We start from the raw sequence: 13,340 nt of genomic DNA on the forward strand, positions 1-13,340 counted from the left end.
CCCTCACCTCGGTTCTTCGCGGAGAGCTAATTTACAAAGCTGGTGAAGCATGATTGGCTTTATTCCCTCTTTTCTCACCCTCTCTGCTAAAGAAGAGTAACATGCGGGGCAATTAAAGACACAATACTCTGCCTTGGCGTTCTTCATGTCTTCAACATTCTTTTTTTGCACCTCAACGAAGAGATCGAGTTTCTGCAAACCCCTTATTATCCCACCACAGCAAAGTGCATTTTCTCTGTCGTATTTTCTCTCAACCCTCTCAACTCCCAAAAGCTCAAAGATCTTGTCCAAGTAATGCTCCTTTTGTGGCGTTAATCTTGTAGAGCAGTTCCTCTGATATGCAATTCTAACGTTCAAAGGCTTTATTTCGTCTTTTAGCTCCTTAAGTCTGTTGTATAGATACTCGAATAAATGGACTGGACGGAATGGAACCTTAATTTCATAAGCATCCGCATAAGAAGTGAAAGTTGAGTAGCATTCGTCGTGGAAAAATACAACTTCCTTGAAGCCGTGGCTTGCAATGTTTTCTATGATCTTTGGCAGTCTTTCCCTGATCAGCGAGGGTTTTCCAAAGTGCAAATAGACAAGGTTGCAGAAAAAGTGCCTCCCAAGCACAATAGAAACGCCTTGGAAAAGCTTTCCACGGATTGAGTTAACAAAATCTGGAAAGAGGCATAAAGAAATTACTGGTTCTTCAGCACCATAAAAATGCGGAATGTCCTTCTTATCAGGAATTCCAAGATTGACCCATTGCTTAACAATTGGCTTTGGTGCGGGGAGAATTCCTTTCTTTTCCTGTAGATCGGTGATCAGGTAAAATGGATGATTTCCACGCTTGCAGTATTCCTCACAAGCGTAGCAGGTTACGCATTCGTGCAGAACGAATGAATCTTCACCGTTGAGCAATTTTCTAATTTCTCTTTCTGCAGTCTTTGTGTCAATGTTCAGATATTGGCATCTTGTAAGGCAGTCGTATGTTGGACAAGTTTCGCAAAGCTCTTTTTGGAATTTCAAAACAAAATTTTGGCTCTGCATAGGAATTGTAGCATTTAAAAATATTAAAATTTATCTTTGGTCGTATTGTAAGGTTTTATAGAGAATGATTGGCGGAACCTTATCGTGCTTCTAATACTCGAATAATCATTTAGACGCTCAAAATTACCAAGTAAAAAATGCAGAAAAACTTAAATAGGGTATTTTAAGAAAAATAGTATGTATGAAGCTCGAACCGAAACTTTTACTGTACACCAGATTTTACTAAAAGATTTCTCAGAATTTCGGTTACCCCTTATACAACGTGGATTTGTCTGGGACGAAGAGGACGTGAAAGAGTTCATAGAGTCTCTTATTAAAGGATATCCAGTAGGGATTATAACAGTTGTCAAAACAGAACTCGAATTACCCTCGATACCTTTTTTAGATCCAGATGGGTTTGGTATTGATAATTCTTCTGGAACAAAATACTACGTTTTAGACGGACAACAGCGATTAACATCACTTCTAATGGTAAGAAACCAATGGAAAATCAAAAGAGATGGGGAAATCTTAGAGTTAAAACCAATCTACTACAATCCAGACAAGAAAGAACTCAGAATAAAAGGCAAAATTCCCGTGGGTATTGACTTCTCTTCAATCGTTAGACAGAAATTAGGATTTGAAAAACCAGATGAGCATAGTTTAAAAACTCTACAGGAAATAGATAGAAATTTCCTTATTCGAACGATTCCGTTCTACATAATTGAGATTAAAGGTTCGAAACCCGAGGAAGAGATGTATAGAGACATGGCAGAGATATTCACCAGAATAAATAGAGCAGGAGTCAGATTGGGAAATTTGGAGATGTTTCTGTCTTTCTTTGCTTCGACTGGTCTCGGAAAGCAAAATGTAACTATGCTATATAGAGAAATGAACAAAAAATATGGCATGGATTTGGAACCAATTATAAGGTTCATTTTTTCAAATTTTGGATTAAGCCAGAGCCAGATCTCAAAAATAGACTCGTTCAAAAAAGCCATTAACGATTTAAGCAAAAAATATGACAAGACGCAAGCGGAAAAAATTATAAATAAATGCAAAGTAGCGATTGAAAGAGCAATGAATTTCCTTAAAGAAGAGCTAGGAATAGTTTCTGTTGATATTTTACCTTCTGAAACCGTTCTTGTCCCGATTTTCCAGCATTTCTACGACAAAATTCCAGAGGAAAGCGAAAAAAGAAGTTTACTCTATTGGTTCACAGTCGCGTCCTTTAATGGGTTGTATTCTTCTCATACAGATAAAAGGTTAGAAGACGATCTCAAGAAAATAAGAGAAGCCAAAAAAGAGTTTCCGATTTTTAAACTTCTTGAATCAATGAAGGATAAGATCAGAACAAAAGAAATCAGCGAAAAAGATTTCAAAAACATCGAAATAAACATTTTACGTGGATCTGCTGGAAAAAGGTATCTTTTTATTCTCTACATCCTCCTTCACATAAACAAAGCTACCGATTGGGCAGGAAAACCAATTTACGAAAACTATCACAATCTCGCAAAACACCACATATTCCCGAAAGATTTGCTGATCGAGAAGGGATACGACGATCCTGTCTTGATAAATCACTTAGGTAATCTTACTTTTATGAACAGCGGCTTGAATACTGAAATTCAAAACAAAAAACCTGAAGAATACCTTAATGATTATCTTGGGGTTTTAAAAGCGCATTTCATTCCCACTGACAAAGAAATATGGAAATTAGAGAAATACGAGGAATTCATTGAAACCAGAATGGATCTTATTTGGAAGGCATACAAAGAGAATTTCGAGATAACTTATGTGGCTAAAAATGCAAAAGGAGGTATTGATTTAACGAAATTCGGTTTTGGTTAGCCTAAAATAATTTCTATCTTTTTTAAATCAAAAACAACAAAAAATGAGAGCAAAAATTCTTTGTCTGGATACAGTTAAAACCCTTATAGGGCTCAGAACCCAGAACGAACCGCTTAAAGCCAAGATTACACATAACCCCCTGATAAGGAAATCTACAGCCAAGTAATAAGCTCTAAATCTCATATACATCCCGTATATGCATTAGTTTCAAGAAATGATCCAAAAGAAGAGATGCGCGGACCGGGATTTGAACCCGGGCTAACGGCTCGGAAAGCCGTTGTCCTACCACTAGACTATCCGCGCTTGGGAAACTATAAGTCTTGTAGCTTAAATTTTTTTCGAAATGCAGTATTTTCAGGGAGCGAAAAATAAAAATATTCTTTTGAAAACTAAGACTAATGAGAAGTGCGATTGGAAAAATTCATGGTTCCGCATCTTCGTTTGAATTTGAGTTTGTGATAACAAATTCGAAATTGGTAAAGAGGGGAGATTACATAAAGGTTTGGAACGACAAAGACGGCTGGGTTCTTGGACAGGTTTCCGACATCTTAGCGGTTGACAATCCGAAGCTCTCTGAGTTATACAAGGTTAAGGAAGTTCTAATCGCCAAGGCAAGAGTGCTTGGAAAAAGAGAAGCGGGGAAGCTAAGAATGCCTACAAGCCCCTTTATCCCGGGAGATAATATTTACATTGCGGAAGATGAGCTGATTGCAGAAACCTTCGGTTTTGCCGAAGATGGAGCATACATAGGGCTTCTTGGAGACACTTCCGTTAAAGTTAAGCTTAATCCGAACACTCTTGTGCAGAAGCATGTCTGCATTCTCGCAAAGACTGGTAGCGGAAAAAGCTACACCGCTGGGGTTATAATAGAAGAGCTCCTTGAAAGAAATGTTCCGCTTTTGATCATCGATCCCCATGGGGAATATGTTTCAATGAAAAAGCCAGCAAAGATTAAGGATAACGAGTTTGGAGTGGAACCAAAAGGCTACGCTGACAAAATCGTTGTTTACGCTCCTCCAACATCACCCTTTATTGATTCTGCAGATAAGGAGTTGTCTCTGGATGGGGTAGACCTAACTGCTGAAGAGCTCATCGAATTAAGTGGTCTGAGAAGCCCAACCGCGCAGGCTTTGCTTTATCAGGCTCTCAGAGACTTAAAAAATTATACGATCGCAGATATAATAAAAGAAGTTGAGAGCATAAGACACAGCGGAAAATGGACACTCATAGGAGCGCTTTCAAAGATCGAAAAGTCAGGACTTTTTAAGCAGAGACCAACAGATCTTAGAACCCTCTTGGTTAGGGGAAAGGCAAGTTTAATAGATCTCCGTGGAATTGAGCCTGCCTATCAGAACTTAATCGTTTCAAGAGTTATCTCAAAGCTTTTCGAGCTCAGAAAGAGAGGGGAAGTTGAGCCGGGAATGATCGTGGTTGAAGAAGCACATAACTTTGCTCCTGAAAGAGAGAAGACAGTTTCAAGCAATGTGCTGAGAACTGTGGCAAGCGAAGGTAGAAAATTTGGTCTTGGGTTGATGGTGATCAGCCAGAGACCCGCAAGGATCGACAAGAACGTCATAAGCCAATGCAATACCCAGATCATTCTTCGCGTCACGAATCCTAATGACATAAATGCGATAAAGAAGGGAATTGAGGGAATAACCGCTGAGATGGTTGAAGAAATAAAAAGGCTTCCGACGGGTAGCGCAGTGGTTGTAAGCCCTGAGCTTGAGGTTCCAGTTATAGTAAGGGTCAGGGTTAGGAGAAGCCAGCACAGCGAGGCTAAGAGTGTTTTAGAAGAAGAAAAAGAGGAGATTGAGGCAAAAGAAGAGACTGCAGTGGAGACGAAAGAAGTTAAAGAAAAGGAGAAAAGGAAGGGATTTTTAAGTAGAATTTTCAGAAGTCGCAAACCCTAAGCGCTACACTACCAACTTTTGCGACGCAGTCTTCAAAATCTCCCTTTTCAATTTTCTGTCTCCTAAATCCAGAATATTCAAAGTCGCCCAAGATCATATCCGCAACGTTTACCCCATAGGCACGCTCGAATGCAACCACCGGTGTTGTGATTCGAGCATTTATTTCTATAACGTATGGCTGGTCAGCGTAAACAAGGTCGACACCAACATAGCCATTCAGCCCCTTAATTGCTTCGACCGCATTAATTGCCTCCTCGCAAACCTCTATGGCGGTTTTCTCATCTATTTTTGCGGGAACAATCGCCCCTTTATACCTGAAATCCTCAAGAATTTGTTCGTTTACACTTACTACCTCGATATCGTCTTTAACTACAAGGCTGACACTCAGAGCTTTTCCTGAAATGAATTCTTGAGCTATAAAACCTTTTTTTACTTCTTTGCCAAAGCCTATGCCTTCGCCACCACATGAAACCCTTGGTTTAACGAGGAATTTCTCGCCAAGAGGTCTTTTTGAGGTCTTAGGAACTAAAACTCTGCTTTTGAGCTTTTTGTAAAGCCTCCACTTGTCTGAGGTTATTGCAATTGCTTTACTTGAAGATCCAAGGTTTTCACAGTATTTCTCTGCTTTCTTGGTTAGATTTAGCAAAATAAATTCGTCCTCAGGAGCTACGATTAAGAAACTGTCGCAATTCTCCAACCAATTCTCAATTCTTTCCAATTTGTCTGTTGGAAAACCGAGCGGGCTAAATTCTTCTCTTACAAAAGCTTTAACCTCGCAATGTCTTCTGAAACCATTGTAGAGAGTCTTAAACATTGCCAGTCCTTCAACCGCAATGGAGTCAACTACCTTCTCGCCACATGTGGCAAATTCAAACAAGAACAGACTCATACTTCAAGTAGATCCTTTTCTTCCTCCTCTTCCTCATTTAAAATGATAGCAATGTCTGCAGAGTTCTTCAAGGCGGTAGAGAATCCAGGCTCAGCACCGACTATGATCGTCTCTTTGCCCATCTCCATTGCCTTCATTAGGACCGCTTTAAAGTCAGCATCTCTCGTTACGAGAGCTATAACGTCTATTGACTCATTGTAGATCAGCTCCATCGCTTCGACCGCCATTCTAACGTCGACATCGCCCGAGGTAACCACAGGCTCAAAACCTTGGTTTTCAATTGCCTCAACGAGCTTGTCAGTGGCGTATTGATTTAGAAATACCTTTGCGATCTTTATGTCGCCATACTCGGCTAACAGTTCCCGTATCTCTTTTAAGTTGGTATTAAATTCCTTTCTGAGCATGTTCGGACCATCAACTAAAACACCGATTTTCTTGGTTGAGAGCGATTTTCTCTTGGAGAGATACTCTCTTATTTTTTGAATTTTTGAGCTTTTCATTCTATAACACTGAGATTTTAAAGTTTAAAAATCTTATGATGGACATTTTTAATAATATGAGGATATGTCTCTCCAAAACCTTAAAACGTCGGTTTTAGATAAATAGCTAAATGCAAAAAAATTTATATACTCAATAGTATATCTACTATCTATCTGAGGTGAGCATGATGGTTGAGGAACTATCTGAAACTGACGAAAAACTGGTCTCTCTACTTGCGGAAGCAGGGCTTAATAGGAATATTGCAAAGGTCGTTGTATTCTTATCCAAAGTAGGAGAAGCAGTCTCAAGGGACATCGAAAGAACCGCAAACCTTAGACAACCAGAAGTAAGCCTTGCAATGAAAGAACTAAAAGAGTGGGGATGGGTAAAAGAAAGGGAGCTGAAGAAAAAAGGAAAGGGTAGACCACTAAAAAGCTATAAGATGACAAGAGAACTTAGAGAGATAGCAATGGAAATTATCCAGAAGAAAAGAGAGGAGATAAAGAAAATCGAAAAAGACTTGGAAGAACTTGAAAGAATCGTTTCTACAAAATAATGTTTTTTGATACAATTTTTGGAAGAAATTTTGGGAGAGTATATGTAAGCTATGCGATAATAGTTTGTCATGGATTCCCATACGAAGCCGGATCAGTGATTGATAAGGGATATGGGGCTTTAGCAGAGTTATTATCAAGTGTAGCTCCTACGGTTATTTTTGATTTTTCTGGCTGTGGAAACAGCTCCGGAGTATTTGGCTTAGAAAGATGGGTAGAGGACGTCAAAAATATTGCTGAAAAATTCGAAAAAGTCTCTCTTGTCGGTTATAGCATGGGCGGGATGATTGCAATAAGAGTGGGAGCAGAACTGGACAATCTGGAAAAAATTGTAGCGGTTTCAACCCCAGTCCCGGATATTTTCACAAAAGAAAGAATCGAAATTATCTTCGAAAATGCCAAGAAAATTATGAGAGTAGGAAGCTTTGAGTATTTTTACGAGGAATTTAGCAAAGCAAAAGAAATGGATCCAAGAAAATTTGCACGTGAAATAGAGGCTTCGAAGCTTATAGTTCATGGGACAAACGATGAAATAGTTCCTTTTTGGTGCGGAGAAGATATTTACAGGAACTCTAAAGAACCAAAAGCTTTTCTTAAGGTTTTAAATGGGGATCATTTTCTCAGAAGAAACTTTAAAGTCATGAGCGTTATTGCGGAATGGCTTGCTGGAGGAATAAAGGATAAAGAATTAGAGATCAGAGTTTAATCTTCTCAAGAATCGATAGAATTTCAGCCTTTACTTTTTCAATGTCCTTTGTGCCATCAACATCGAAAAGAATGCCTTTTCTTTTGTAATATTCTATTAAAGGCTCGGTATTCTTTCTGTAAACTTTGAATCTTTCTCTGACCACTTCTTCCTTATCATCATCTCTCTGATATAATTCTCCCCCGCATTTGTCGCATACCCCATTCTTTTTTGGGGGATCATAAATCAAGTGGTAAATCGCACCACATTTTCTGCAGATTCGTCTGTTCACAATTCTTTTGACTATTTCATCCTCAGAAACGTTTATATTAATTACAGCGTCTATTTTTTTACCTAATTCGACCATCATTGCGTCTAAGGCTTCTGCTTGGGCTATAGTCCTTGGAAAGCCATCCAAAATGAAACCTCTTTCGCAATCCTTTTGTTTGAGCCTTTCCTTTACTATGCCCACTACTATCTCGTCGGGAACGAGTTTTCCTTGGTTCATATATTCTTTGGCTTTTTTCCCAAGCTCAGTGCTCTTTTCCACTGCCTCTCTTAACATATCTCCCGTGGATATCTGCGGTATTCCATATTTCTCTGCCAGAAACTTAGCTTGCGTCCCTTTTCCTGCTCCGGGAGCACCTAGAAGAATTATTTTCATGAGAATTAGCTAAGAAGAGCGGTATAAATTATTTCTGATTTTTCTTCTTGAAAAATAAGGAAACGGGGAGCCACCCCTCATGGCTCAGCAAAAGCTTTCAAAGCTTAGGGTGGCGAGAGCTGATAAAAATTAGTGCTGGGATTTTAAAATTTTTCTCAATCAATTTTTTGATCTTGGTTTAGTTTTGGGAATAATTCAACATCTTGAACTACCCACCAATTAGGACTCCGGGCAAAAATCAGCGGTAAACTAATCTTTTGCCTCTATGAGTAAAAATATTCTTAGATTGTAGACTTCGCGGTTTTAATTGCAGAGTTGGTTGAAAAGAAATTCTAAAGCTGAAAGTGAGTTTCAGGAGTAGTTATCCATTAGGTCTATCTGAAAGTTTTGACGTAGCATAATGCTTTGGCTGTCAGCTCCTCTCAGGAAAAATTGGATGTCTTCTTCTCTTCAAGTCGCACCTATAGCCAACTTATAGTTATATGGATCCATTTGTTGAAAAGCAGGTATATGAAAAAAGATGAAAGATAATTTTTGATAGCAATTCAACTCCACGCATGGGAAGAAAGCCAAGCGGTAGAGTTAATTGTTCCGTGTGGATAAAGATCTTCTCTCAGAGTTGCGAGAGATTGCTAAAGTCCACGACATTGCCATTTCAGATTTAATCGAGCGGAAAATACTCGAATTGATAAAAGAGTTTGATTCTAAGAAAGGCGAATCTCATATGCGAAAAAATTTCTCATATGAGATATCCAGCAAAAATAAAACTCCAAAGCCCTCAAACCGAAAATCAAGCCATTCAAAAAATCGAGAATTTAACGATAACCTCTCAAATTGCTCAAATTCCCGCAAAAAATGGGCTCGGAGGGATTCGAACCCTCGAACTTCGCCGTGTGAAGGCGACGTCATAACCGCTAGACCACGAGCCCTGAAAGTCGTAAGCTTTATTGTTTTTATCCCTTTCTCTTCTCTAACTTAAAGGAATTTTATATCTCAGAGGGAAAAATTAGTATTAGCCAAGGAGCTTTTCTGTCAGATCTATAGCCGAAGTTAGGGCAATTGAATCGCTGATGCTCAGCAAAGGCTTTCCTTCGACATCAAGTCTGAATATAGCCTCATCTTCAGGAATCGTGAAGACAAAGTCAAAATTCTTATTTTCAACTCTTATCGCCTCTCGAACCTTGTTGATCACGAGTGCACATTTTCTGAATTTTACAGCCTTTTGGGCTACGGATCTAATTTGATCCGCCACCAAAAATCCTTTTTTGCTCATGTCTGATACAACTAAAAGCACGTCAACGTCTCTCATCACTCTTCTGTTTATCTGCTCAACTCCCGCCTCGCCATCGATCACAACGTAGTCAAAAGATCCTGAAAGAATTTCAATTGCTTCTCTTAGCATCGAATTCAGCTGACAGTAGCATCCCTCTTCTTCAGGTCTTCCCATCGCCAGAAATGAGAATTTATCACTCTCAATCAATGCTTCGAGTATTTTGTAATCTATCGAAGTTGCAATCTCGACCTTGTCGTATTTTTCTCTGATCATTTCGACTATTTCTTTCCTTATATCTTCCAGCGTTTTTTCAATCTCGACTCCAAGGGCAATCGAAAGCCCTCCTGCTGGATCTGCATCGATTGCCAAAACCTTGCCTTTTTCAGACAGAACTCTGGTTAACAGTGCGGAAACGGTTGTTTTACCAGCACCACCCTTTCCAACAACCGCAATTTTCATACTCTCTTGATTTTCTCTCTTATCATTTTAAGTTCTGGAATTTCGGTGCAAACGTCCTTATAATCACATTCTTCGCAATTCAGCAGTTTTTCCTCGTGCATTTTTATCAAAGCGTTGGTTATCTTTCTTGCTTTTTCAAAAACATCGCTCAGGGCATCGATATCCTTTTTTGAAGTCAGAATTATCACATCGGTAGCCTTGACAAATTTAATTGAATTCATGGCTTCCAGAACAGCTCTTCCAAAAACTCCAAGACTGAAGCCACTGGCTGTGGCATTCTTGCCTACCCTAAGCCATACTTTCATCTGGCTTGGAAGGCTTCTGATTGTTACCCCTGACAATCCAAGATCATAGAAGGCATCTCTCATAGCTTTAAAGCACTCATACTTCTCAAGCTTGTCATTCCATAAAATTTCGCAGATAACAATAATCGCAAGAGATCCATCAGAATCCTCAGAGATATAAATCCTGTTTTCAGCCTTCCCCCAGATGAGCAGGAGTGCTGAGCTATTTTTTCCGAGTTCATAAGCCAGTTCATTTCTTGTCACAACATCTCTTTTTCTGTTCCACTGCTGAAACAGAAAAGGATCGTATTTGCGAACTTTTCCCATTTTTATCTCTTCCTCAACGTAGTCCCTTATTCTATCGACGATTTCGTCAAACATTCAAAATTCCTCTGCCACTATTCCCGCTCCAATTGCTACCGCAAGCTGTGGTTGTGGGAAGCTTACATAATCTCCGCCAATTGTTTTTCTTATTCTTTCTGTAATGGTTGCAAAGTTTGCAACTCCTCCTGTAATCGTGTATTTTCCAGCTATATTCAGCTTTTTCACCTGAGATGCCACAATTTTCGCAATGGAGTCGCAGACTGCAGAGATAATATTTTCCCTCTTTTCCCCATCATTTACGTATGAAATTACCTCACTTTCAGCGAAAACAGCACACTGCGAAGTTATGGAGAGCTTTTTATCAGAATTCACCGCAAATTTATCCACATTGCGAATGTCTAAGCCGAGTGCAGAACTCATTACTTCCAAGAATTTACCGCTACCACTTGCACACTTGTCGTTCTTAACGTAATCAATTACGTTGCCATCTTTATCAATAGAAACTACAGTTATGCTTTGCGCCCCGATGTCGATGACGTAGTCAGCGTTTACTATGTCTCTTCCAGCTATTGCAAGACACACAACATCGTCTTCTTTGATCTCAGCAAATTCAACAAGTTCTGCACCGCTTCCTGTTGCACAACATTTCTCAAATTTTCCAAATTTTTTAATCCCGCCGAGCACAGACTCAAACACGGGCTTCAAGTTTCCCGCAGTTTCTTCAATTACGTAGCCCTTGACTTTTCCATCCCATAAAACAGCTTTAGTGAATCTTGTTCCTACATCAATCCCGAGAAACATCATTTACCTCCATATTTCTCCTTTGCAAAAATCGCCGCTCCAAGGGCTCCGATTATCTGTGGATCCATACCCAAATCGATAAACCTTATGTTCAGAATTTTCTCGAGTTCCCATTTAACTCCTCTGTTTTTTGCCACACCACCAGTCAAAGCAACTTCCCTTTCAACCCCTACACGTCTTGCGAGGTAGTAAATTCTTTGAGCCATCGATCTGTTCACTCCTGCTGCAATGTCTTCCTTTGGGAAACCTCTCTGTAGAAAATGAAGAACTTCGGTTTCAGCAAAAATACTGCATCTTGCAGTAATCTCAATTGGATTTTTTGATATAAAAGTCATCTCTCCGAGTTCTTCAAGCTTTATCCCGAGTGCTCTTGCCTGAATTTCCAAAAATCTCCCAGTGCCTGCTGCGCATTTATCGTTCATCACAAAGTTTACAAGCTTGCCTTTTTCATCTATTCTTATAACCTTTGCATCCTGTCCGCCTATGTCGATAACAGTTCTAACCGTGGGATTAAGCCAGAAGGCTCCTTTTGCGTGACAGCTTATCTCGCTAACGTGTTCTTTGGCAAATCCAGCTTCGACAAGTTTCTCTCTTCCATAGCCAGTTGAAAAAGTTATTATATTGTTTTTGCTCAAACCAAGCTCATCGAGTAACTCACCCATCACCTTTTTTGCAGATTCCACTGGATTTGGAAGCACTCTCATGTTTTTCCAACCGATGACCTTGTTATCTTCAATTATAACAGCCTGAGCCGTAAGAGAACCTACATCGGTTCCTGCGAATAGCATAATATCAGCCTTTTCGCCTCCTCTTCTTGCCTTTTGCTATGAAGAACGCTAATCGGCGTTATTCTACGATTCCAGCAGTCCCCATCAAGTCTCAAAACTGGTATTCCTTCTTTCGTCAGTTCATCTCTTAGAATTCTGAACACGCTTTGGGACTGCTTACATGCATGATGCCCGCTATAAACAGCGCAATTCGCATTCAAATCTTTTACCAGATGCAGAGTATCTTCAACCCACTTGAGTCCCATGTTTTCCGCACCCATCTGCCTCGTCATAACGTAGTTCCAAGCATTGTTGGCAAGAGCGTCAATCGCTTCTTCCTTTGTGCTAACTTCATGCATCTCCTTCAAAACCTGAGAATTAAGGAGATCGTTGAGATAGCTTATTCCGTTGTCCTCAAGCCAGAGCCAGAACTCAAAGAGGTCGATGTAATAGCCAGTATAAACCCAGAGACTTCTTGCAATCTCCTTTTCAGCAGGGTATTCTCCTTTACGTAGTCTCTTCTCTGCCACTTCTATGAATTTCTGAAACATCTCGATTGCTTCATCTCTTCCCCACATTGTAAAGCGGGTTCCGTAGCTCATCAGTGTGAACATGTTTGGCACAGGGCACGGAGAATTTTTCTTGAGCTCATAAAGCTCCCAGTAAAGCTCTGTCGCTTCATTGCATTTTTCGATCGTTTTTATCAATCTGTCTTCATCAACCTCACCCAATTCCGCCTCAAGCTTTGAAAACATCTTATGAAATAGTCTCCTGTATAGTTCGAAATCCCTTGCACTTTCTCCAGTTTTGTCAAGTATTATCTCAGGTATTCCAAGATACTCAGAGACAAATTCATGAATCTTCGAGTTTGCATCACAGGATCCGGGAGCTGCAGAGATCATCATATCGGGAACAAATTCTCTTGCCTGCGTGGACAACAAAATAGAACCCAATGCTATTGTATTTGCTGAGCACACAAAGTCGGGAATTCCGAGAGAGACTGCGAAATCCCAGTATGGCTCGCCCTGATGAGCAAGAGCGAGTGTGCCAGTTGTAGTTACAACTTCAGTTGTAAACGGAACCGCGTTATCAAAAGCATTTATAACTTCAGGAGGGAAGTTAAAGGGTATCATTACGACTTTTTTGCCCTTATCCTTCGCTTCCACAGCTTCAATAACGTGTTTACCAAGAATATCCTGCAAAAATTGTAGTCCGGCCCCATCATGTCTTTCATCAAGAAAGCTTTTGAGCGTGTGAGCCTGCTCCTTTACAAATAGATCCAACATGCTGTTGATTTCATCTCTTGTATAAGCACCAAAATTCCTGATCGTTTTCAGAACCTGATAACTTCTCAAAACCAGCCCATTCTTAATTTCCGACAT

The 13,340-nt window shown here is 39.9% G+C and carries 13 protein-coding genes and 2 tRNA genes; 4 read left to right on the forward strand and 11 right to left on the reverse strand.

Going from position 1 to position 13,340, the window contains the following annotated elements; translation table 11 throughout:
• Positions 1–3: 3 nt before the first annotated feature.
• Entirely contained in the window at positions 4–1,035 is a 1,032-nt protein-coding gene (locus tag QXI54_00450) for a (Fe-S)-binding protein (protein MEM0301624.1), read from the reverse strand.
• A 177-nt stretch (positions 1,036–1,212) separates the two neighbouring features.
• On the opposite strand from QXI54_00450, the gene QXI54_00455 reads away from it, so the two are divergent.
• The gene (locus QXI54_00455; GenBank protein MEM0301625.1) at positions 1,213–2,865 is read left to right on the forward strand and encodes a DUF262 domain-containing protein; all 1,653 of its coding nucleotides are present in this window, start codon (positions 1,213–1,215) and stop codon (positions 2,863–2,865) included.
• Between the two features lie 232 nt (positions 2,866–3,097).
• Here the strand turns inward: QXI54_00455 and QXI54_00460 are convergent.
• A tRNA-Gly gene (locus QXI54_00460) sits at positions 3,098–3,168 on the reverse strand.
• 95 nt (positions 3,169–3,263) lie between these two features.
• Between QXI54_00460 and QXI54_00465 the strand changes: the two genes are divergently transcribed.
• On the forward strand, positions 3,264–4,778 hold the full coding sequence (locus QXI54_00465; GenBank protein ID MEM0301626.1) for an ATP-binding protein: 1,515 nt from the start codon (positions 3,264–3,266) through the stop codon (positions 4,776–4,778).
• Here QXI54_00465 and QXI54_00470 read toward each other — a convergent pair.
• Both QXI54_00470 and QXI54_00475 read right to left on the reverse strand, forming a co-directional pair.
• A complete protein-coding gene (locus QXI54_00470) occupies positions 4,759–5,667 on the reverse strand; it encodes an ATP-grasp domain-containing protein (protein MEM0301627.1) in 909 nt (302 codons plus the stop codon). The two genes, QXI54_00465 and QXI54_00470, sit on opposite strands and share 20 nt — an antisense overlap.
• Complete coding sequence (locus QXI54_00475; GenBank protein ID MEM0301628.1) at positions 5,664–6,167, reverse strand: TIGR00288 family NYN domain-containing protein; 504 nt, start codon at positions 6,165–6,167, stop codon at positions 5,664–5,666. Before QXI54_00475 ends, QXI54_00470 begins: the two co-directional genes overlap by 4 nt.
• A gap of 167 nt (positions 6,168–6,334) precedes the next feature.
• On the opposite strand from QXI54_00475, the gene QXI54_00480 reads away from it, so the two are divergent.
• Both QXI54_00480 and QXI54_00485 read left to right on the forward strand, forming a co-directional pair.
• Positions 6,335–6,703 carry an ArsR family transcriptional regulator gene (locus QXI54_00480; protein MEM0301629.1) on the forward strand — a complete coding sequence of 123 codons (369 nt, stop codon included), beginning with the start codon at positions 6,335–6,337 and terminating at the stop codon, positions 6,701–6,703.
• Positions 6,703–7,407, forward strand: coding sequence for an alpha/beta fold hydrolase (locus QXI54_00485; protein ID MEM0301630.1), 705 nt, complete (start codon positions 6,703–6,705; stop codon positions 7,405–7,407). Before QXI54_00480 ends, QXI54_00485 begins: the two co-directional genes overlap by 1 nt.
• On the opposite strand, the gene QXI54_00490 is transcribed toward QXI54_00485, so the two are convergent.
• The 7 genes from QXI54_00490 to QXI54_00520 form a co-directional block, all read right to left on the reverse strand.
• Positions 7,397–8,050 carry an adenylate kinase gene (locus QXI54_00490; protein ID MEM0301631.1) on the reverse strand — a complete coding sequence of 218 codons (654 nt, stop codon included), beginning with the start codon at positions 8,048–8,050 and terminating at the stop codon, positions 7,397–7,399. The two genes, QXI54_00485 and QXI54_00490, sit on opposite strands and share 11 nt — an antisense overlap.
• An 856-nt stretch (positions 8,051–8,906) precedes the next feature.
• Positions 8,907–8,979 (reverse strand) — tRNA-Val (locus QXI54_00495).
• 83 nt (positions 8,980–9,062) lie between these two features.
• Positions 9,063–9,782: an AAA family ATPase gene (locus QXI54_00500; GenBank protein ID MEM0301632.1), complete on the reverse strand. Its 720-nt coding sequence runs from the start codon at positions 9,780–9,782 to the stop codon at positions 9,063–9,065.
• The gene (locus tag QXI54_00505) at positions 9,779–10,447 is read right to left on the reverse strand and encodes a hypothetical protein (protein ID MEM0301633.1); all 669 of its coding nucleotides are present in this window, start codon (positions 10,445–10,447) and stop codon (positions 9,779–9,781) included. The genes QXI54_00500 and QXI54_00505 overlap by 4 nt, the downstream gene beginning before the upstream one ends.
• Complete coding sequence (locus QXI54_00510) at positions 10,448–11,191, reverse strand: acyl-CoA dehydratase activase (GenBank protein MEM0301634.1); 744 nt, start codon at positions 11,189–11,191, stop codon at positions 10,448–10,450.
• A complete protein-coding gene (locus QXI54_00515) occupies positions 11,191–11,979 on the reverse strand; it encodes an acyl-CoA dehydratase activase (GenBank protein ID MEM0301635.1) in 789 nt (262 codons plus the stop codon). Before QXI54_00515 ends, QXI54_00510 begins: the two co-directional genes overlap by 1 nt.
• On the reverse strand, positions 11,955–13,340 hold the full coding sequence (locus tag QXI54_00520; protein MEM0301636.1) for a 2-hydroxyacyl-CoA dehydratase family protein: 1,386 nt from the start codon (positions 13,338–13,340) through the stop codon (positions 11,955–11,957). Before QXI54_00520 ends, QXI54_00515 begins: the two co-directional genes overlap by 25 nt.

The sequence above is a fragment of the Archaeoglobaceae archaeon genome (assembly GCA_038734275.1).
Lineage (GTDB): Archaea > Halobacteriota > Archaeoglobi > Archaeoglobales > Archaeoglobaceae > WYZ-LMO2.

Coding starts and splice junctions, on each gene's coding strand:
- QXI54_00515 (MEM0301635.1), bottom strand. CDS start 11,979: ATGCTATTCGCAGGAACCGATGTAGGTTCTCTTACGGCTCAGGCTGTT.
- QXI54_00505 (MEM0301633.1), bottom strand. CDS start 10,447: ATGTTTGACGAAATCGTCGATAGAATAAGGGACTACGTTGAGGAAGAG.
- QXI54_00490 (MEM0301631.1), bottom strand. CDS start 8,050: ATGAAAATAATTCTTCTAGGTGCTCCCGGAGCAGGAAAAGGGACGCAA.
- QXI54_00510 (MEM0301634.1), bottom strand. CDS start 11,191: ATGTTTCTCGGGATTGATGTAGGAACAAGATTCACTAAAGCTGTTTTA.
- QXI54_00475 (MEM0301628.1), bottom strand. CDS start 6,167: ATGAAAAGCTCAAAAATTCAAAAAATAAGAGAGTATCTCTCCAAGAGA.
- QXI54_00500 (MEM0301632.1), bottom strand. CDS start 9,782: ATGAAAATTGCGGTTGTTGGAAAGGGTGGTGCTGGTAAAACAACCGTT.
- QXI54_00450 (MEM0301624.1), bottom strand. CDS start 1,035: ATGCAGAGCCAAAATTTTGTTTTGAAATTCCAAAAAGAGCTTTGCGAA.
- QXI54_00485 (MEM0301630.1), top strand. CDS start 6,703: ATGTTTTTTGATACAATTTTTGGAAGAAATTTTGGGAGAGTATATGTA.
- QXI54_00520 (MEM0301636.1), bottom strand. CDS start 13,340: ATGTCGGAAATTAAGAATGGGCTGGTTTTGAGAAGTTATCAGGTTCTG.
- QXI54_00455 (MEM0301625.1), top strand. CDS start 1,213: ATGTATGAAGCTCGAACCGAAACTTTTACTGTACACCAGATTTTACTA.
- QXI54_00465 (MEM0301626.1), top strand. CDS start 3,264: ATGAGAAGTGCGATTGGAAAAATTCATGGTTCCGCATCTTCGTTTGAA.
- QXI54_00470 (MEM0301627.1), bottom strand. CDS start 5,667: ATGAGTCTGTTCTTGTTTGAATTTGCCACATGTGGCGAGAAGGTAGTT.
- QXI54_00480 (MEM0301629.1), top strand. CDS start 6,335: ATGGTTGAGGAACTATCTGAAACTGACGAAAAACTGGTCTCTCTACTT.